17 protein-coding genes are annotated in these 18,221 nt (G+C 59.9%); 11 read left to right on the top strand and 6 right to left on the bottom strand.

Annotated features, from left to right (window positions below; translation table 11 throughout):
* Window positions 1-17: 17 nt before the first annotated feature.
* Both cyoB and cyoA read right to left on the bottom strand, forming a co-directional pair.
* The gene (gene cyoB / locus I6L44_RS02915) at window positions 18-1,994 is read right to left on the bottom strand and encodes a cytochrome o ubiquinol oxidase subunit I (RefSeq protein ID WP_216953245.1); all 1,977 of its coding nucleotides are present in this window, start codon (window positions 1,992-1,994) and stop codon (window positions 18-20) included.
* 3 nt (window positions 1,995-1,997) lie between these two features.
* Window positions 1,998-3,041: a cytochrome o ubiquinol oxidase subunit II gene (gene cyoA / locus I6L44_RS02910; protein WP_216953244.1), complete on the bottom strand. Its 1,044-nt coding sequence runs from the start codon at window positions 3,039-3,041 to the stop codon at window positions 1,998-2,000.
* A gap of 578 nt (window positions 3,042-3,619) precedes the next feature.
* Between cyoA and I6L44_RS02905 the strand changes: the two genes are divergently transcribed.
* On the top strand, window positions 3,620-5,545 hold the full coding sequence (locus I6L44_RS02905; protein ID WP_216953243.1) for an FAD/NAD(P)-binding protein: 1,926 nt from the start codon (window positions 3,620-3,622) through the stop codon (window positions 5,543-5,545).
* Window positions 5,542-6,738, top strand: a complete 1,197-nt coding sequence (locus I6L44_RS02900) for a cytochrome c (RefSeq protein ID WP_216953242.1) — start codon at window positions 5,542-5,544, stop codon at window positions 6,736-6,738. Before I6L44_RS02905 ends, I6L44_RS02900 begins: the two co-directional genes overlap by 4 nt.
* An 88-nt stretch (window positions 6,739-6,826) precedes the next feature.
* On the opposite strand, the gene I6L44_RS02895 is transcribed toward I6L44_RS02900, so the two are convergent.
* The 3 genes from I6L44_RS02895 to I6L44_RS02885 form a co-directional block, all read right to left on the bottom strand.
* On the bottom strand, window positions 6,827-7,162 hold the full coding sequence (locus tag I6L44_RS02895; protein ID WP_005353195.1) for a DUF3634 family protein: 336 nt from the start codon (window positions 7,160-7,162) through the stop codon (window positions 6,827-6,829).
* Between the two features lie 106 nt (window positions 7,163-7,268).
* Window positions 7,269-8,237: a nucleoside hydrolase gene (locus I6L44_RS02890; protein ID WP_005337734.1), complete on the bottom strand. Its 969-nt coding sequence runs from the start codon at window positions 8,235-8,237 to the stop codon at window positions 7,269-7,271.
* Between the two features lie 221 nt (window positions 8,238-8,458).
* Entirely contained in the window at window positions 8,459-8,752 is a 294-nt protein-coding gene (locus tag I6L44_RS02885; RefSeq protein ID WP_128835396.1) for a hypothetical protein, read from the bottom strand.
* Between the two features lie 212 nt (window positions 8,753-8,964).
* On the opposite strand from I6L44_RS02885, the gene I6L44_RS02880 reads away from it, so the two are divergent.
* From I6L44_RS02880 to I6L44_RS02865, 4 genes are read left to right on the top strand one after another with little or no spacing between them, the layout of a single operon-like run.
* Window positions 8,965-10,410 carry a coniferyl aldehyde dehydrogenase gene (locus tag I6L44_RS02880; RefSeq protein ID WP_216953241.1) on the top strand — a complete coding sequence of 482 codons (1,446 nt, stop codon included), beginning with the start codon at window positions 8,965-8,967 and terminating at the stop codon, window positions 10,408-10,410.
* Window positions 10,411-10,421: 11 nt separating this feature from the next.
* The gene (locus I6L44_RS02875) at window positions 10,422-11,042 is read left to right on the top strand and encodes a TetR/AcrR family transcriptional regulator (RefSeq protein ID WP_111899628.1); all 621 of its coding nucleotides are present in this window, start codon (window positions 10,422-10,424) and stop codon (window positions 11,040-11,042) included.
* Window positions 11,023-11,541: a hypothetical protein gene (locus I6L44_RS02870; RefSeq protein ID WP_005361659.1), complete on the top strand. Its 519-nt coding sequence runs from the start codon at window positions 11,023-11,025 to the stop codon at window positions 11,539-11,541. The genes I6L44_RS02875 and I6L44_RS02870 overlap by 20 nt, the downstream gene beginning before the upstream one ends.
* 18 nt (window positions 11,542-11,559) lie before the next feature.
* Window positions 11,560-12,744, top strand: a complete 1,185-nt coding sequence (locus I6L44_RS02865) for an iron-containing alcohol dehydrogenase (RefSeq protein WP_216953240.1) — start codon at window positions 11,560-11,562, stop codon at window positions 12,742-12,744.
* A 62-nt stretch (window positions 12,745-12,806) separates the two neighbouring features.
* Here I6L44_RS02865 and I6L44_RS02860 read toward each other — a convergent pair whose 3' ends face one another.
* A complete protein-coding gene (locus I6L44_RS02860) occupies window positions 12,807-13,043 on the bottom strand; it encodes a hypothetical protein (protein ID WP_216953239.1) in 237 nt (78 codons plus the stop codon).
* A 194-nt stretch (window positions 13,044-13,237) separates the two neighbouring features.
* On the opposite strand from I6L44_RS02860, the gene I6L44_RS02855 reads away from it, so the two are divergent.
* From I6L44_RS02855 to I6L44_RS02835, 5 genes are all read left to right on the top strand, one after another.
* The gene (locus tag I6L44_RS02855; protein WP_005337747.1) at window positions 13,238-13,498 is read left to right on the top strand and encodes a GNAT family N-acetyltransferase; all 261 of its coding nucleotides are present in this window, start codon (window positions 13,238-13,240) and stop codon (window positions 13,496-13,498) included.
* Window positions 13,485-14,075 carry a nucleotidyltransferase family protein gene (locus I6L44_RS02850; RefSeq protein WP_216953238.1) on the top strand — a complete coding sequence of 197 codons (591 nt, stop codon included), beginning with the start codon at window positions 13,485-13,487 and terminating at the stop codon, window positions 14,073-14,075. Before I6L44_RS02855 ends, I6L44_RS02850 begins: the two co-directional genes overlap by 14 nt.
* A gap of 71 nt (window positions 14,076-14,146) precedes the next feature.
* Complete coding sequence (locus tag I6L44_RS02845) at window positions 14,147-15,970, top strand: SulP family inorganic anion transporter (RefSeq protein ID WP_216953237.1); 1,824 nt, start codon at window positions 14,147-14,149, stop codon at window positions 15,968-15,970.
* A 121-nt stretch (window positions 15,971-16,091) separates the two neighbouring features.
* The gene (locus tag I6L44_RS02840; RefSeq protein ID WP_013723595.1) at window positions 16,092-17,453 is read left to right on the top strand and encodes an MATE family efflux transporter; all 1,362 of its coding nucleotides are present in this window, start codon (window positions 16,092-16,094) and stop codon (window positions 17,451-17,453) included.
* Entirely contained in the window at window positions 17,450-18,040 is a 591-nt protein-coding gene (locus tag I6L44_RS02835) for a hypothetical protein (protein WP_204382038.1), read from the top strand. Before I6L44_RS02840 ends, I6L44_RS02835 begins: the two co-directional genes overlap by 4 nt.
* Window positions 18,041-18,221 lie beyond the last annotated feature (181 nt).

The following is an 18,221-nucleotide window of genomic DNA, read 5'->3' as shown; positions in this document are numbered from 1 at the left end:
CGCCAGTGGTCATAGCACTAAGCCCCCTTGTTGATGTTGGCAAAATGCTGATCTTCGATGCGCGTGATCTCGTCAACCTGGACGTAGTAGTCCACGTCATCGTTGAAGCTGTGGATGATCCAACTGCCAATCATGGCGGCAAAGGCAAGGATGGCCATCCACCAGATATGCCAGATCATGGCAAAGCCAAAGATGGCGCTGAAGCCCGCGATGATCACCCCTGCCCCGGTGTTCTTGGGCATGTGGATCGGCGCATACTGCTTGGGCTGCTGATAGGCTGAACCGTTTTGCTTGGCCTCCCAGAAGGCATCCAGACCGGTGATCTTCGGCTCGATGGCGAAGTTGTAGAAGGGCGGCGGTGAAGAGGTCGCCCACTCCAGGGTACGGCCACCCCAGGGGTCGCCAGTCAGATCGCGGTTTTGCTCACGGTCACGAATACTGACGATCAGCTGGATCACCTGGCACAGCACACCGATGGCGATCAGGGCTGCGCCGACGGCGGCCACCACCAGCCAGGGGTGGAAGGCCGGATCCAGCTGTTGACTGATGCGACGGGTCATCCCCATGAAACCCAGTACGTAAAGCGGCATGAAGGCAACAAAGAAGCCGATAATCCAGCACCAGAAAGCACGCTTGCCCCAGGTTTCGTTCAGGGTGAAGCCGAACGCCTTGGGGAACCAGTAGGTGATACCGGCAAAGCAGCCAAATACCACGGCACCAATGATGACGTTATGGAAGTGAGCGATGAGGAACAGGCTGTTGTGCAACACGAAGTTGGCCGCCGGCACCGAGAGCAGTACCCCTGTCATGCCACCTATGGTGAAGGTGATGATGAAACCGACGGTCCACAGCATGGGTGAGGTGAACTCGATGCGACCACGGTACATGGTGAACAACCAGTTGAAGATCTTCACCCCGGTCGGGATGGAGATGATCATGGTGGTAATGCCGAAGAAGGCATTCACGTTTGCGCCCGAGCCCATGGTGAAGAAGTGGTGCAACCAGACAATGAAGGAGAGCACGGTAATGGCAATGGTCGCCCATACCAGCGAGGTGTAGCCGAACAACCGCTTCTTGCTGAAGGTGGCCACTACTTCGGAGAAGATCCCGAATACCGGCAACACCAGGATATAAACCTCGGGGTGGCCCCAGGCCCAGATCAGGTTGATGTACATCATCATGTTGCCACCCATGTCATTGGTAAAGAAATGGGTACCCAGATAGCGGTCTGCGGTGAGCAGGGCGATGGTAACGGTCAGGATCGGGAAGGAGGCGATGATCAGCACGTTGGAGCACAAAGCCGTCCAGGTGAACACCGGCAGACGCATCATGGTCATGCCAGGAGCGCGCATCTTGATGATGGTGGCGAAGAAGTTGACGCCAGTCAGCAAGGTGCCCAGACCCGATATCTGCAGACTCCAGATCCAGTAATCAACCCCGACCCCCGGGCTGTACTCCAGCCCAGAGAGGGGCGGATAGGCCAGCCAGCCGGTCTGGGCGAATTCACCGACCCCGAGGGAGATGTTGATCAATACCACGGCAGCGGCGGTGAACCAGAAGCTGATGTTGTTGAGGAAGGGAAAAGCCACATCACGGGCACCGATCTGCAGCGGCACGACGATATTCATCAGACCGATCACCAGTGGCATGGCAACGAAGAAGATCATGATGACCCCGTGGGCGGTGAAGATCTGGTCGTAGTGATGCGGCGGTAAAATGCCGTCACCACCAGCCGAAGCCATCACCTGCTGGGTACGCATCATCACAGCGTCGGCGAAGCCGCGCAGCATCATGACCATACCCAGGATCAGATACATGACCCCAAGACGCTTGTGGTCGACCGAGGTAAGCCACTCTTTCCACAGATATTGCCACTTGCCGAAATAGGTGATCAGGCCGGCAACGGCCAGCCCCCCCAAAATGATACCGGCTACCGTCACCATGATGATGGGTTCATGGAACGGAATGGCATCGAGTGTTAATTTTCCAAACATCGGTTATTCCTCGGATCCTGCTTGCACAGCCTTGTTATCCAACGGCGCGTTCATATGTCCGGCATGCTCCTTCTGCCCGTCATGCGCCATAGCGGCATGGTCCATCTGCATATGTGCCATGTCATCGTGATTCATGGCGGCGCCATGCTCTGAGGGGGCTTTATGGGTCATCCCCTTGTGCTCGCCATGCCCCATGTCACCCATAAACTTGTTGATCAGCTTGACGAAAAGGGCCGGATCGGCACTTGAGAAATACTCTACTGGGTGGTTTTCGCTCTTCTTGGCCAGCGCATTGAACTCATCCATGGTGGTCAGCATCTTGGGAGAGGCCTTGACTTTGGCAACCCAGGTATCAAAACCGGCCTGATCCTGCGTAGCAATCGCCTTGAACTTCATGCCCGAGAAACCGGCTCCGCTATAACTGCTGGAGATACCGTCATACGCGCCTGCTTCATTGGCAATGAGATGCAACTTGGTCTGCATACCTGCCATGGCATAAATTTGCCCGCCCAGCTTGGGAATGAAGAAGGAGTTCATGACAGTGTCTGAAGTCACCCGGAAATTGACGGGGGTATTGACCGGGAATGCTAATTCATTGACCGAGGCAATCCCTAATTCTGGGTAGACAAACAGCCATTTCCAGTCGAGGGAAATAACATCAATCTGGATCGGCTTCACCGTGGACTCCAGCGGCTTGTAGGGATCCAGTTCGTGGGAAGTTTTCCAGGTAATGGTTGCCAGAATGACGATGATAATAACTGGTACGGTCCAGACAACCGCCTCAATTTTATTGGAGTGAGACCAATCCGGAGTATATTTGGCATTGGTATTTGATGCCCGGTATTTACGAGCAAAGACCACCGCCATAATAATCACAGGGATCACCACAATTAACATCAGCCCCAAGGCGGTTAATATCAGTGATTTCTGTTCCAGACCAATCTGCCCTTTGGGATTCATCAAGGCCATGTCGCAGCCGGTCAGCAAGCTGGCCGATGCGATCAACAGCAAAGCACCCAAGCCCCTCTTTAATTCAAAAGGTCTCATGCAGTGTCCTTATGGTCGCAAGGCTAAAGTTGTAAAAACGGGCAACATTGTGATCAGAACCGGAACATGTAAACAACATGGAAAATTAATCTTAAGATTGTGCCAAACTTGGCCTCAGCATGTGAAAAATGTTAATTTTGCATCCGTATCACTATTAATGGCGCCTTTTCCCATAATTAATCAATGACACTCTCTTCTCAATTTATAATTGGACAGGGAGCATTATCTCGCCAACTAACCTTACATAGCATATGGGTATATATGACGAAAAATTAATCCTCCAGCATGAATAATAAACACCTGTCGACTTTGATGATCTGCGACAATTTGAACTCATCATCATTTACGTAATTAAACGCGACGAACAGAACACAGCACGATATTTTTTAGCTGGATTGTTTTTTAACAATTCGAACCCAAACAGATATGTCACTCCATACTCGTTTGATCAATCTGTTTAATAAGTTATTATCAACCCATATAGACGCCATAAAAATATGGCGGTAGGTTGCGTCCTCTTGCTGCTGGCCAGCTACCCCACTCTGTACTTTTCCATTTTTCATACAGCAGGTATTGCCATGAGTATTACACGCAGAGATTTTCTCAACGGCGTTGCCATCACCATTGCGGCAGGCGTCGCCCCCATCAATCTGCTCAAGGCTGCCGAAGGCGGCAGCACGCTGGCGGATAAAACCCTAGCCTACCCGCCCGCCCTCACCGGGCTGCGCGGCAACCACCCGGGCTCCTTCGAACCGGCCCACAGCATCGCCCGTGACGGCAAGCAGTATGACTTCGCCAATATTCCCCTTGAGGGGGAGTACGATCTGGTGATCGTCGGCGCCGGGATCAGCGGTCTGGCCGCCGCCTGCTTCTATCAGCAACTGCTCGGCGCGGATAAGAAGATCCTGCTACTCGACAACCACGATGACTTCGGCGGCCACGCCAAGCGCAACGAGTTCACCACCCCCGATGGCCTGCGTCTGGGTTACGGCGGCAGTGAATCCCTGCAATCACCGCGTTCGGTCTACAGCCCGGTTGCGCTCGGTCTGCTCAAGGCGCTGGAGGTCAACATCGACGAGCTGGCCGCCGGTTTCCAGCAGACCTTCTATCCGGATCTGGGGCTGAGCCGCGGCGTCTATTTCGACGAGAAGCACTTTGGCATCAACAAGATAGTGAACGGGGATCCGGGCCACAACGTGGCGGACGATATCCCGCGCGATCGCCTGAACGGTCGTCCGCTGGCAGAGTTTATCGGTGACTTCCCCCTCGATGATGCTGACAAGGCCGCCCTGTTGGCCCTGCACGAAGCGAAGATCGACTACCTGAGCGGCATGACCCGCGAGCAGCAGGACGAGTGGGTGACCCGCAACAGCTACACCACCTTCCTGCGCGATAAAGTGGGCCTCAGCGAGCGGGCGATCACTTACTTCCAGCAGCGCACCAACGACTTCCAGGCGGTCGGCATCGACGCCACCGCCTGCGCCGATGCGCGCCTCTGCGCCTTGCCGGGGTTCGACGGCCTCAATCTGACGCCGCTGGATGCCGAGGAGCAGGCGGAGCTGGACGATCCCTACATCTTCCACTTCCCCGATGGCAACGCCGGTCTCACCCGCCTGATGGTGCGCAAGCTCATTCCGCAAGTGGCGCCGGGTCACACCATGCAGGATGTGGTGCTGGCCAAGTTTGACTACAGCAAACTCGACCTGCCTGAGCACAAGGTGCAACTGCGCCTTGGCAGCACGGCATTGCAGGCCAAAAACGTGCGCCTCGCCGACGGCAAGCTGGCTGTGGATGTCACCTACATCAAGGAGGGGAAACTGCATCGGGTGCGGACCAAGCAGTCGATCATGGCGGGCTACAACATGATGATCCCCTACATGGTGCCCGAGATGCCGGAGCCCCAGAAGGAGGCGCTGCGCCAGAATGCCAAGGCGCCGCTGGTCTACACCAAGGTGGTGATCAAGAACTGGCAAGCCTTCGTCAAGCTGGGGGTGCACGAGGTCTACTCCCCCGCAGCCCCCTACAGCCGGGTCAAGCTCGACTATCCAGTCAGCATGGGTGGCTACGAGCATCCCAAGAGCCCGGATCAGCCGATGTGCCTGCACATGGTCTATGTGCCGACCCTGCCGGGCAGCGGTCTGTCGGCCCGCGAACAGTCCCGAAAGGGGCGCGCCATGATCCTCGGCATGCCGTTCGAACAGCATGAGCAGATGATCCGCGAACAGCTGCAAGGGATGCTCGGCAGCGCCGGTTTTAACCATGAGCAGGATATCCTCGCCATCACGGTCAACCGCTGGTCTCACGGCTACTCCTATGTCACCAACACCCTGTTTGATGACGAAACACAGTGCGAAAAATGGATTGAACTGGGTCGCCAGCCGATCGGCAACATCACCATCGCCAACTCGGATGCAGGCTGGAGCCCCTACGCCCACGCCGCCATCGACGAAGCGTGGCGCGCCGTCAACGAGCTGGTTGCCATGAGCAAGGGAGGTGCCCAATGAGCCGCGCCCTGTCACTGACCGCCAGCGCCCTGCTGCTGGCCCTGCCTGCCCTTGCCGCCCACGCCATGTCGGCGGGGGAATACGTGGCCAAGCTCGGCGATTGCGCCGCCTGTCACACCAGCGAAACCAGCAAGCCGCTGGCGGGCGGCAAAGGGTTCCCGACCCCCATCGGCACCGTATTTGCCACCAACATCACCCCCGACAAGACCCACGGTATCGGCAACTACAGCCTGCCGGAGTTCATCAAGGTGATGCGCGAAGGGGTGGCCCGCGATGGCCATCGCCTCTATCCGGCCATGCCCTACACCGCCTACGCCAAGATGAGCGATAAGGATCTCGAAGATCTCTATCACTACCTGATGAAGGAGGTACAGCCGCTGGCCATCGCCAACAAGGAGAGCGACATCCCCTGGCCCCTCAACATGCGCTGGCCGCTGATGGGCTGGAACTGGATCTACCACGATGACAGCCGCTTCACCCCGGTCGCAGGCAAGAGCGAGGAGTGGAACCGCGGCGCCTATCTGGTGCAGGGTGCCGGCCACTGCGGCAGCTGCCACACTCCGCGCGGGCTTGGCATGCAGGAGAAAGCGCTGACCGAGGCGGACCCTGTCTACCTGAGCGGGGCGGCGCTGGATGGCTGGTATGCCCCCGACATTCGCGGCAGCCGTTACAGCAAGCAGGCGCTGATCGATCTGCTGAAAACCGGCCGCAGCCAGCATGAAGCGGTCGCGGGCCCCATGGGGGAAGTGATCACTCACAGCAGCCAGTATTTCAGCGACGCCGATCTGGCCAGCATCGCCACCTATCTGACCGATCTGAAAGATGAACCGGTGGCGGAGAAAGGGGCCCGCGCCTACGCCAGTGCCAGCGGCAAGGCGGACTACGCCATGTACTGCTCCACCTGTCACGGGGTCAACGGCCAGGGCAATGACCACGTCATCCCCTCGCTGGTGAACAACCGCACCGTGCTGGCGAGCGATCCGTCGAGCCTGATCAACGTGTTGCTGCACGGCGCCGAAACACCGGTCACCCACGGCCATCTGGGTTACCACATGCCGGGCTATGGCTGGACCATGGATGATGAGCGGCTCGCCGAGCTGGTCAACACCCTGCGCGCCTCCTGGGGCAATGAAGGCACCGCTGTCAAGGCGGCTGCGGTCAAGGCCCAGCGCGAGCTGCACGGTAAAGAGTAAGGGCTGTCAGCCCTCTCTTGGCCAAGTGCCATAAAAAACGGGCCTCCACTGGAGGCCCGTTTGCTATTGATGAACCAGGTTCCGGTGCTTATCCCTTGCGGGATTTTGGCCCCGGCAGCGGCGCCGTTGGCTGGCGGTAATCGCCATAAGGGAAGATATTGCGAAAACGCTGGGCCACCGGCTCGGGGATGGAGCGGGAGAAGATCAGCTTTACACCATCGCCATCACGCTGCCCCACAATGCGACCGCGCACCGTGTCGTGGCGCAGGATCTGCTTGGCATGCTCAATAAAGGCGGGTGACACCTTGCCCTGCTTGACCACTACCTTGCCGGGGGCAAGACGGATCTCGAACAGGGCGCCACGCCCCAGCTTCATCAACCACCAGATCAGGGCTATCGCCACTATCAAGGAAATCCAGGCCATCTTCATCCCTCCCAAGCTCTTGATATAAGGCAGTATAAGCGGCCGAGCGTTCCGATTGTTTGGCGCCGATCACAGCCCCCGCGTCAACGCAATAGCGCCTCTTTGCTCAGCAATCCTTGCCCCAGCCCACCAGCGTCTCGCGATAGAGCGCCAGCAAGGCTTCATCGCGCACCGCCACCCCGACCTGCTGCGGACGATAGGCTGCCCAATCATCGTGGGAGTGGCGTTTGCCATCGAACTTTTGCAGGGTGTGGCCGATGGCCGGGCCGCTGGTAATCACCCGCACCGGCCCCTCGCGCAGGGTAAAGAGGGTCGGGTCAATGACATAGGCGATGGCGGACGGATCGTGAACGTGGCAACCAGAGAGCCCCAGCTTCTCGGAGTAGAAGCGCAGGTAGAAGCGGCTGACATCCCACAGGAAGCGGCCCGGCTCCCCCGCCTTGTCCCTGAGCTCATCCAGATAGGCGCTGCTGAAGAAGCTCTGCTGAGTCACGTCCAGCCCGATGATCACTACCGGCCAATCGGCGGTAAAGACCCGGTCGGCGGCATCGGGATCGTCGTGGATATTGGCTTCGGCATAGGGGGTGACGTTGCCGCGATGGCCGTTGACGCCAAAGGCTCCTCCCATCACTACCACCTGTTTCACCAGCGAGACAATCTCGGGCGCCTGTTGCAGCGCCAGCGCCAGATTGGTCAGCGGGCCGATAGTGACCAGGGTGATCTCCCCCGGTGCGGCTTTGACCGCCTCGACAATATATTGCCAGGCGGGGCGGGGATCCGGAGCGATAGTCACCTCCCCCGCCTCCATGTCGCCAAAGCCGCTCGGGCCGTGGACTATGGTGGTAGGGCCGACCGGCTCGCGCAGCAGCGGGGCAGCCGCGCCTTTGGCCACATCCGCCTTCATGCCGTACTTCTGCTTGAGCCAGAGGGCGTTGCGGGTACCATTGTCGATGGTGGCGTTACCAAAAACTGTGGTGATGGCGAGCAGCTCGATGGCGGGGTGGGCCTCGGCAAACAGGATGGCCATGGCATCGTCGATACCCGGGTCGGTATCCAGAATGATTTTATGGGTCATGAGAAATTCCTACGGTGACAAACCCTGCGACAAAAGGGAGAGTCTACCCGGCTGACGGTCTCGTATCCCGGCATGGGATCACAGACCGGGCCTTTGCTCCCGGCAGCGGGGGCGCTGCTGGCGACAATCTGCATAAAAAAAGCGCGGCCCTGTTGTCAGCGCCGCGCCCTTTATCGTTGTTCGTTATCTGCTATCTGGCAGTGATCTGCCTGACCGGATCCTCAGTGTTTGCGGTGCCAACGCGGTGAGGTCGCCTTCTCCCCCCAGGGGGTGACGCAGGGGAGCAGTGCCCCTTCAATCACCCTCTCGCTGCCTGCCAGCGCCTCGGCGATCTTCTGGTGCAGCACCCGCAGTACCTTGCCCTCGTGCTCGGCCAGAGAGTGGCCCGCGGCAAAGAACTCCGGCTGATATTGCAGTGCCAGCTTCTGGGCGAATTCGTAGGTGTTGAAGCAATCCGGCATCCGCTCAACCACATCTTCAAGCCGGGCCAACAAGCTGTTCAGTTCCCTGGTCATAGTGCTCTCTCCGTGTAGGTTAATAGCCAAAAACTACCCCTTATTAGATAAGCCACCAACGAGCAAACCACAAAAGTGTGGGGAGACACACAGTTCTCTCTTGCGTCTGGCTCGAGGTGAACGGGAGAGAGCTTGCCAGCTTTACATTCCGGTAACAAACAACTAGATTTAGACCGACTAATCAGTCGGTCATTTTTCATGCGGAGAACAACATGGGTGCGGCGCAGCTTCAACACACTCCTGAGGATATCCTCGCCATCAAATTGTCCCTGCCGGATCAGTTGGCACGGCTCAAGCGGGCGAGTCTGGCTCACCCCATGCCTACCCTGGCCGAGCGCCGGGCGCAGCTGACCAAACTCAAGCAGGCGTTGCTCGCCCACAAGGGGCAGCTGTGCAAGGCGCTGGCGGCAGATTATGGTCAGCGCAGCCACTACGATAGCCTGATCGCTGATGTGCTGCCCTGCATCATGCAGATCAACTACACCCAGAAGCGGCTCAAGCGCTGGATGCAGCCCCACCGCCGCCACACCGGCCTGCTGCTGGCCCCCGCCAAAGTTGAGGTGCACTTCCAGCCGCTCGGGGTGGTCGGCATTATCGTGCCGTGGAACTTTCCGGTAATGCTGAGCCTTGGCCCCCTCATCACCGCCATCGCAGCGGGCAACCGGGCGATGCTGAAACTCTCCGAATTCACTCCCCATACCAACGCCGTGCTGCGCACCATGCTCACCAGCGTGTTTGACGAAAACGAGATCGCCATCATCGAGGGAGATGCCCAGATGGCGGCGGCGTTCAGCTCACTGCCGTTCGATCACCTGCTCTTTACCGGCTCCACCATGGTGGGCAAGCTGGTGATGGCCGCTGCCGCGCCCCAGCTCACCCCCCTCACCCTTGAGCTGGGTGGCAAGAGCCCCTGTCTCATCGCCCCCGACATGCCGGTCGCCACCGCGGTCGAGCGGATGATCTTCGGCAAGAGCCTCAACGCCGGGCAGATCTGCGTCGCCCCCGACTATGTGCTGCTGCCCCGCAGCGAGGTGGATAACTTTATCGCCGCCTATCGCCGCCACTTCAGCAAGCTCTACCCGCAGGGGCTCAATAGTGCTGACTACGGCGCCATCATCAACGACCGCCAGTATCAACGTCTCGTCAGCTGGCTGGATGAAGCCGAGCAGGCGGGTGCCCAGCTCCACCCCTGTGGCAACCCGGCCCGCGACGACCAGCGTCGCCTGCTGGTGCCCCACCTGCTAACCGGGGTGCCGGGTCAGTGTCAGGTGATGCAGCAGGAGATCTTCGGGCCGCTGCTGCCGCTCATCCCCTACGACACCCTGGAGGAGGCGCTCGCTTATGTGGCTGAGCGGCCCCGCCCGCTGGCCCTCTATCTGATGAGCTTCGACCCCGAGCTGCAGGCGCGAGTGACCCAGGAGACCCACTCCGGCGGCATGGCGATCAACGAGAGCCTGTTTCAGGTGGCGGCCGACGATGTGCCGTTTGGCGGCATCGGCGCCTCCGGCATGGGCCACTACCACGGCCACGAGGGGTTTCTTACCTTCTCCAAGGCGAAAACCGTGCTGACCCGCGGCAAGTTCACCACCGGCTCCCTGATCCATCCCCCCTACCACAGCTGGATCCAGAAGCTGATGATGGCCTTCTTCCTGCGCTGATGGAGATGGCCATGAACCAGGCTATCCCGCAGCCACAAAACATGACCGACAAACGCCGCCAGATCCTGGATGCCGCCCTCGCCCTCTGCGCCGAAGATGGCCTGCAGGGGGCTGCCACCGCCCGTATCGCCAAGGCGGCCGGGGTAGCCAACGGTACTCTGTTCCACCACTTTCCGAGCAAGGAGGCGCTGATCCTCGCCCTCTATCAGGATGTAAAGACCCGGATGGGGAGCGCCATCCATGAAGCAGATCCGACCCTGCCGCTGTACGACCAGACCCGCCACTACTGGCAGCTGGCGATGGGGTGGATGCTCGCGCATCCCAATGAGCTCAAATTCGTGCTGGGCTTCTTTCACTCTCCGCTGCTGGCCAGACCGGCCCGCAGCCAGATCCTGAACGATGCCCTGCGCTTTCTGCCTGCTCTGCTGGCAAAGGGGCAGGCCAGCGGCGAGCTGATGCAGGCTCCCGCGCCACTGTTGCTGGAGGTGTGTCAGGGCCAGTTCCTCGCCTGCGCATCACTGTTTGTCGATCAACCGGAGCTGGGACAGGACGACTACTGGCAAGCCAGTGCGTTCGCTCTCTTCTGGTCAGCCATCTCAGGAGCCAATCCTCATGCAAACACGGATGTTTGAACCTGCGGCAGCCCTTGGCCGCCGCCTCTGGATCACCACTCTGCTCTGGGTGGTGGGTCGCACCCTCTGCCGCGCCGCCCGCACCGACGAGGCAGTGCGCCGTGAATTGGCGCCGTTGCCGGACGGGCTGGCAATCCGCCTCGAAGTGGGCGGCATCGGCTACGCCATGAACATGCACAAGCAGGGTGGCCGCTGGTATCCCGGCGCGCCAGTCGCCCCTCATGCCACCATCCATCCGCTACGGGTGCGCTTCAAGCATCCCAATATCGCCTTTCGCGCCCTGAGTTTTCGGCTCGGGGTCAATCAGGCATTTGGCGAAAACCGGCTGCTGGTGGAGGGAGACCTGACCGTTGCCATGCATCTGGTGCGGGGGCTTGAGCAGTTGCAGTCCCTGATCCTGCCCGCCTTTATCGCGCGGCCGCTGCTGCGCCACTATCCCGCCCCGACCAACAAGATCGGCCGGGCCTGCAACATCTATCTGGGTCTGGTGACCGGCTAACGCGCAAGGAGCCTTGAAATGAGCCGCTATTACGATTTCTTCTGCCCGGTCAAACTGCTGGCCGGTGAACAGGCGCTGGAGCAGCTGGCCAGCGAGCTGACCAGCCTCGGGGCCCATCGCCCGCTGCTGCTGACCGACAAGGGGGTCAATGCCACCGGCCTTGCCACCCTGCTGGCCAATGTGCTGGCCGAAGGAGAGCTGCCGGTCGCTGCCATCTGGGACGAGATCCCGGCCGACTCTTCCACCGCCGTGGTGGAGCGGATCGCCAAACGCTATCGCGAGCTCGACTGCGACAGTCTGGTGGCGCTGGGGGGCGGCTCGGTCATCGACACCGCCAAGGCAGTCAACATTCTCACTTCCATGGGGGGGGATCATCTGCTCGACTACTCGGGCGCCGGTTGCCTGACCCGTCCCCTCAAGCCGCTGGCGGTGGTGCCCACCACGGCGGGCACAGGATCAGAAGTGACATTGGTTGCAGTAATCAAGGATGAGGCGAGCGGGCGCAAGGTGCCCTTCACCTCCCCCTTCCTGCTGCCCCAGCTGGCGGTGTTAGACCCGCGCCTGACCCAGGGGCTGCCCCTCAATATCACCGCCGCCACCGCCATGGACGCCATGACCCACGCCATCGAGGCCTTTATCGGTACCGCCAAGAACCCGGTGAGCGATGCGCTGGCCCTGATAGCAGTGGAGAAGATCGCCAGCGCCCTGCCGCAAATCATCCACGACCCGCAAAACAAACAGCTGCGGCTGCAACTGGCGGAAGGCTCCACGCTGGCTGGCATGGCTTTTTCCAACTCCATGGTGGGGCTGGTGCACGCCCTCGGTCACAGTCTGGGAGCCCGCTGCCATCTGCCCCACGGGCTGTGCATGAACCTCTTTTTGCCGACCGTGCTCGACTACAACCGCCCCGAGGTGGATAGCGAGCTGGCCCGGCTGCTGTTGCCGCTGGTGGGGGCAGAGCGCTTTGCCGCCACCCCGGCCCATCAGCGGGCGGAGGCGACCATCACAGCCATTCGCTCCCTGCGCGACACCTTGTGGCAAGCGGTCAAGCTGCCGCGCACCATGAGCGAGGCTGGGGTAAGCGATCGCTCGCTACTGACCGAGATCCGCGATCTGGCGGTCAACGACGGTGCCCTACTGTTCAATCGCAAGGACGCCGACCGTGAGCAGTTACTCACCCTGCTGGAGCGAGCCTGGGCCTAACCCGCAACCTCACAAATAAACTGGAATGGCGCATCAGGATGGTGCGCCAACAATGAAAAGAGTTAATCAAAATCCTCTTGGTTCTTTTTGCTCGCGCGATTGTGGCTATACCAAATAGCCCCCGTATCTCCCATCCACAATGAGATTCTCTTGGCCAACAACAGCCGAATTTTTCTATTTTTACCTGCCGTTTCAAACTGAGCCTTGAGTTCAGGGTTAGATGCATCAGAAATCGCAATCTGCCGCTGATCCGGGCTGTTCTGACTTTGAGCCAACACCTTCCGGGTAACTTTCAACATTACCGTGTCCATTTTTACCTCTTCCGAACTTGCTGATTATTGCCACATCGATTCGTGCCAAGATAAAAGCCAGAGAGCAAGAGCTGGCTCAATAATCCTGATAACAATCGATACATCATCCACTATCTGTTCTATACCTTGGCTAACAGTTATGTTGTGCCGAGAGACCCAACTTTATGCCAGAGGTGCCCACCATGAGCGACATCATCCATCAGGCCAACCAGCAGCAGTTCATCTGTATGGTGGAGGGGAAAGAGTCGAGACTGCGCTACCGGCGGCTCGATGCCAAGACCATCGACGCCTACAGCACCTTCGTGCCGCCCGAGCTGCGGGTGCAGGGGATTGCCGATCAGCTGGCGCGTGCCTTCTTCAACTGGACTCAGGCGGAGGGGCTCACTATAGTGCCGAGCTGCCGCTACATTGATGTCTGGTTACGCCGCAATGCCAACAACTGAACCTCTGAACTCCGCCCTCGAACAGCAATTCCAAGCCAAAACAGAAGCCCTGCTGCGGGCCGATCCGCAGCGGATGGCCTGCCTGCAAGCCGCGGCCGAGCTCAATCTGCCCGACTGGGCGCTGGGAGCAGGCTTTATCCGCAACCTCATCTGGGATCACCTTCACCACAAGGCGGAGCCCACCCCGCTCAACGATATCGACCTTATCTATCTCGACAAAACCGATCCGCAAGGGCTGGCCGAGACGGCGCATGAAGCCTGGCTGGCAAAGCGGCTGCCGGATCAGCAGTGGGAAGTGCGCAATCAGGCCCGCATGCACACGCGGCAGCTGGTAACGCCGTTTGCCAGCAGCCTTGAGGCGCTGAGCCACTGGGTCGAAGTGCCCACCTGCATCGGCGTGCGCCTCACCCGAGATGGCGAGTTCGAGTGGCTTGCCCCCTACGGCTTTACCATCAACTGGTCGCTGCAAGTGAGTGCCAACCCCAGATGTCGTCAGGACAAACAGATTTTTACCCAGCGCATCAAGGAGAAACGCTGGCAGGCTATCTGGCCTGACCTTCAGGTAAACTGGCCATAACCTGATTGCAATCTTTCGATAACCTTGGGCACACTAGGGGAAAAGCTGGTTGTAACTCAATGGGTTAAATAATGCGCGACTTCTTCTCTCTCGAACGCTGGCTACCGGGCCTCGCCGCCCTGCTGCATTACCAGCGCGCCTGGTTGATGCCAGATCTTCGCGCCGGACTCTCGGTGGCGGCCGTGGCGCTGCCCGTCGCCATCGCCTATGCCGAGCTTGCCGGGGTGGGTGCCATCGTCGGTCTCTACTCCTGCATCCTGCCCATGCTGGTCTATGCCCTGTTTGGCACCTCCCGCCAGCTGATCGTCGGCCCTGATGCCGCCACCTGTGCGGTCATCGCCGCCGTGGTGACGCCGCTGGCCGCAGGCGACCCCACTCGTCACTGGCAACTGGTGATGACCATGACCGCCATGACCGGCTTCTGGTGCCTGATTGCCAGCCGCTTCAAGCTGGGAGTGCTGGCGGACTTTCTCTCCCGACCCATCCTGATGGGGCTGCTCAATGGTGTGGCCATCACCATCATGGTGGGCCAGCTCTCCAAGATCTTCGGCTTCACCTTCAGCGAACGTTACCTCATCGAGCGGATCGCCAGCGGGGCCACCTATATTACCCAGACCCATCTGCCGACCCTGGCCATGAGTCTGGTGGCCCTGCTTACCCTGCTGCTGGCCAAACGCTTCAAACCGGCATGGCCCTCCTCCATGGTGGCCATGGTGGTGACCGCTGCGCTGGTCTGGGGCTTCAATCTGGGCCAGTTTGATATCGCTACCCTGGGGACGGTGGGCTCCGGCCTGCCCGCCTTCCAGATGCCGGAATTTCCCCCCGGCCTGATGCGGGAGCTGGTGCTGCCTGCCCTTAACCTCGCCATGGTGAGCTTCGTCTCCATGATGCTGACCGCCCGCAGCTTTGCCGCCAAAAACGGTTACGAAATCGACGCGGACAAGGAGTTTCGGGCCCTCGGTATGGCTAACCTCGCCTCCGCGGTCTCCCAGGGTTTTGCCATCAGCGGCGCGGATTCACGCACCGCGGTCAACGACGCCAACGGCGGCAAGAGCCAGCTGGTCTCCATCATCGCTGCGGCGGTGATCGCCCTCATCACCTTCTATCTGACGGCGCCGCTCAAATATATACCCACTGCCGCCCTCGGGGTGGTGCTGGTGATGGCCTCCCTGTCGCTCACCGATTTTCGCGGTCTTTGGGCCCTGCGCCACTCCGATCGCTCCGCCTTCTGGCTGGCGCTGGTCACCTTTATCAGCGTGCTCACCATGGGGGTGATCCCCGGGATTACGCTCGCGGTTTTGCTCGGCTTGTTCCAGTTTCTGCGCAATGTGATGCGTCCCACCGATCAACTGCTCGGCATGGATGACGAGGGGGTAGTGCGCACCCTGGGAGACAACGAACAGGCCAAGGCGATCCCGGGTATTCTGGTCTATCGCTTCAACTCGCCGCTGACCTACTTCAACGCCCCCTATTTCAAGCGGCGGGTGCTGGCCCTGCTGGTACAGGATCCCCGAGCCCCCAAGTGTCTGGTGATCGATGCGGTCGCCTGCTTCACCCATCAGGACATCAGCGTGATGAGCATGGTGGGAGAGCTGCACAAAGAGCTGAAACGGCGCGGCATCCATATGGTGATGGCGGGTCGCCACGGCCAGATGACCCACTGGCTAAAGCAGGCGGGCGTGCGGGTGGGCGATGAAGGGATCATCCTCTGCCCCGACATGTATCAGGCGCTGCGCCTGACCCGCTGCTACCGCGAGCCGGTGTTCAAGGATGATGCGGTGGTGGAGAGCACCACTGATGCCATCCGCTCCAACTGGCCGCAGGATGATGCCCTGCCCGACTCGGCGCGCCTCACCCTGCCAAGCGAACAGGAGGCGGGCGCCACGCCTGCCTGATCCCTTGGCCTGCTCCCCTGGCCGGTGCAATCCTGCACAAGGATTGCACCGGCCTTGGCCTTGGTGTTAAATGCGCCCCCAGAGGGCACTCCCCCGTGCCCTCCCAGCTGTTGGACATGCCATGCAATCTCAATCCCACGCAGGCCCGGGCACCCTCTTTGCGCTGACCTGGCCGCTCTTTATCGATCTCGCCCTGCACTTTCTGACCGGTGCCCTCAATACCTTCATGGTAGGTCACGTCTCCTATCAGGGAGTGGCCGCGCTGGCGGTCGGCAATCAGGTGTTCGATCTCGCCATCACATTGTTCAGCTTCGTCAGCATCGGCACCAGCGTGGTGATCACCCAGTATCTGGGGGCCGGCGATCGGGAGAAGAGTCGGGTGGTGATCCACACCGCCATCGGCTTCAACCTGCTGATCGGTCTGGTGGCCGCCATCGGTGTGATGGCGGGGGCCAGCACCATGCTGGCGCTGATGAACCTGCCTGCCAACCTGATGAGCGACGGGACGCTTTACTTGCAAATCATCGGTCTCTGCCTGTTACCGGAGGCCGCAGCCCTCTGTCTGGCGGCGACCCTGCGCGCTCACGGCCACACCCGTCAGGCGATGTATGTGACCCTCATCGTCAACCTCATCACCTTCGTCGGCAACCTGCTGCTGCTCTACGGCTGGTTCGGCCTGCCCCAGCTTGGCGTCGCCGGTGTCGCCATCAGCACGGTCGCGGGCCGCCTGATCGGCGTGGTGCTGCTGGTGTGGCTGGTAGCCCGCAAGACCGGCATTCGACTGGTGGTGCGTGATATCGTCCACCCCAGCCGGGAGATGCTGGGCAAGGTGCTCCATATCGGCCTGCCTGCTGCAGGGGAGAATCTCTCCTGGATGCTGCAGTTTATGGTGGTGACAGCCTTTGTCGGACTGCTGGGTGACAAGGCGCTGGCGACCCAATCCTACTTCTTCCAGATCTGCCTGTTTATCCTGCTGTTTGGCCTCTCTATCGGCCTTGGCAACGAGATCATCATCGGTCATCTGGCAGGTGCCAGGCAGTTCGATCGCGCCTATCAACAGCTGCTCAAGAGCCTCAAGCTCGGGCTGGCAGTCACCTGCGTCATCGCCGTGGCGGCTGCCCTCAATGGCCGTACCATCATCAGCCTCTTTACCGATGATGCCGACATCATCACCCAGGTGGCGCAACTGTTTCTTATCAGCCTTATCCTCGAGCCCGGCCGCACCTTCAATCTGGTGGTGATCAACGCCCTGCGGGCCACCGGGGATGCCCGTTTCCCCCTCTACATGGCGTTGCTCTCCATGTGGGGAATTGCCGTGCCACTCTCCTATTTCCTCGGTATCATGCAGGGTTATGGACTGGTCGGTATCTGGCTGGCGCTGGCCTGCGACGAGTGGGTGCGCGGTCTGGCCATGTTCTGGCGCTGGCGCAGTCGTCGCTGGCAAAACAAAATTCTTGTTGAAACAAAAGCGGAATCACAATGAAGAAGATAGGACTCTTGCTGGCTGCCATCCTGCTCAGCCCCCTGGCCATGGCGCAAACTGCCCCTGCCGCTCCCAAGGCTCAAGCCACCCAGACCTGGTATGTGGCCCCCATCGCCATCGATGAAACCAGCGACGCCCAGAAGGCGCTGACCAAGGACTTCATGGCCCAGATGATCAAGACCATCAAGATCAACGAGTACCAGACCGGCAAGGCGGTGGGCAACACCAAAAAGCCCAAGTGGCTGATCCGAACCAAGTTGATCCCCGCCAGCAACGAGCCGCTGGTCGGCAAGAAGCACCCGCAGGGTCTCACCTACGGCAAGGGCAATCCGACCCAGGAGATCGTCGGCGAGCTGCTGATGAATGGCACCCTGGTGGCTCACATCGGCCAGGGTTGGCGCGAGCCTATCGTCCCGGGCACGCCGGTGGCTGACAAACTCTCCATCGCCAACTATCGCTACGCCATCGGGGATCAGGCCAAGTCGGCGGATCTGGAGGAGCTGGCCGCCCAGATTGGCTTTGAGGCGGGCAAGGTGATCCACCGCGACGGCAAGCCGCTGCCCGAGAAGAAAAAGAAAAAAGAGTAAACGCCATACCGGTTACATGAAGGGGCTCTATGCCCCTTTTTTGCTGCCGTTTACCGGCTAACGGCCATCATCCCGCCGTCACAACTGTGATCAGGATTCCAGTTTTTCCCTCTCCCTCTGACTAATGAATGTCTGATCTGCTTTTGATTCAAGAAGTTAAAAAACATACTCTTTATGCAGC

The sequence above is a fragment of the Aeromonas sp. FDAARGOS 1414 genome (assembly GCF_019047065.1).
GTDB lineage: Bacteria > Pseudomonadota > Gammaproteobacteria > Enterobacterales > Aeromonadaceae > Aeromonas > Aeromonas veronii_A.
The sequence above is the reverse complement of the archived record's forward strand: the minus strand, read 5'-3'. Positions and strand labels throughout refer to the sequence as shown.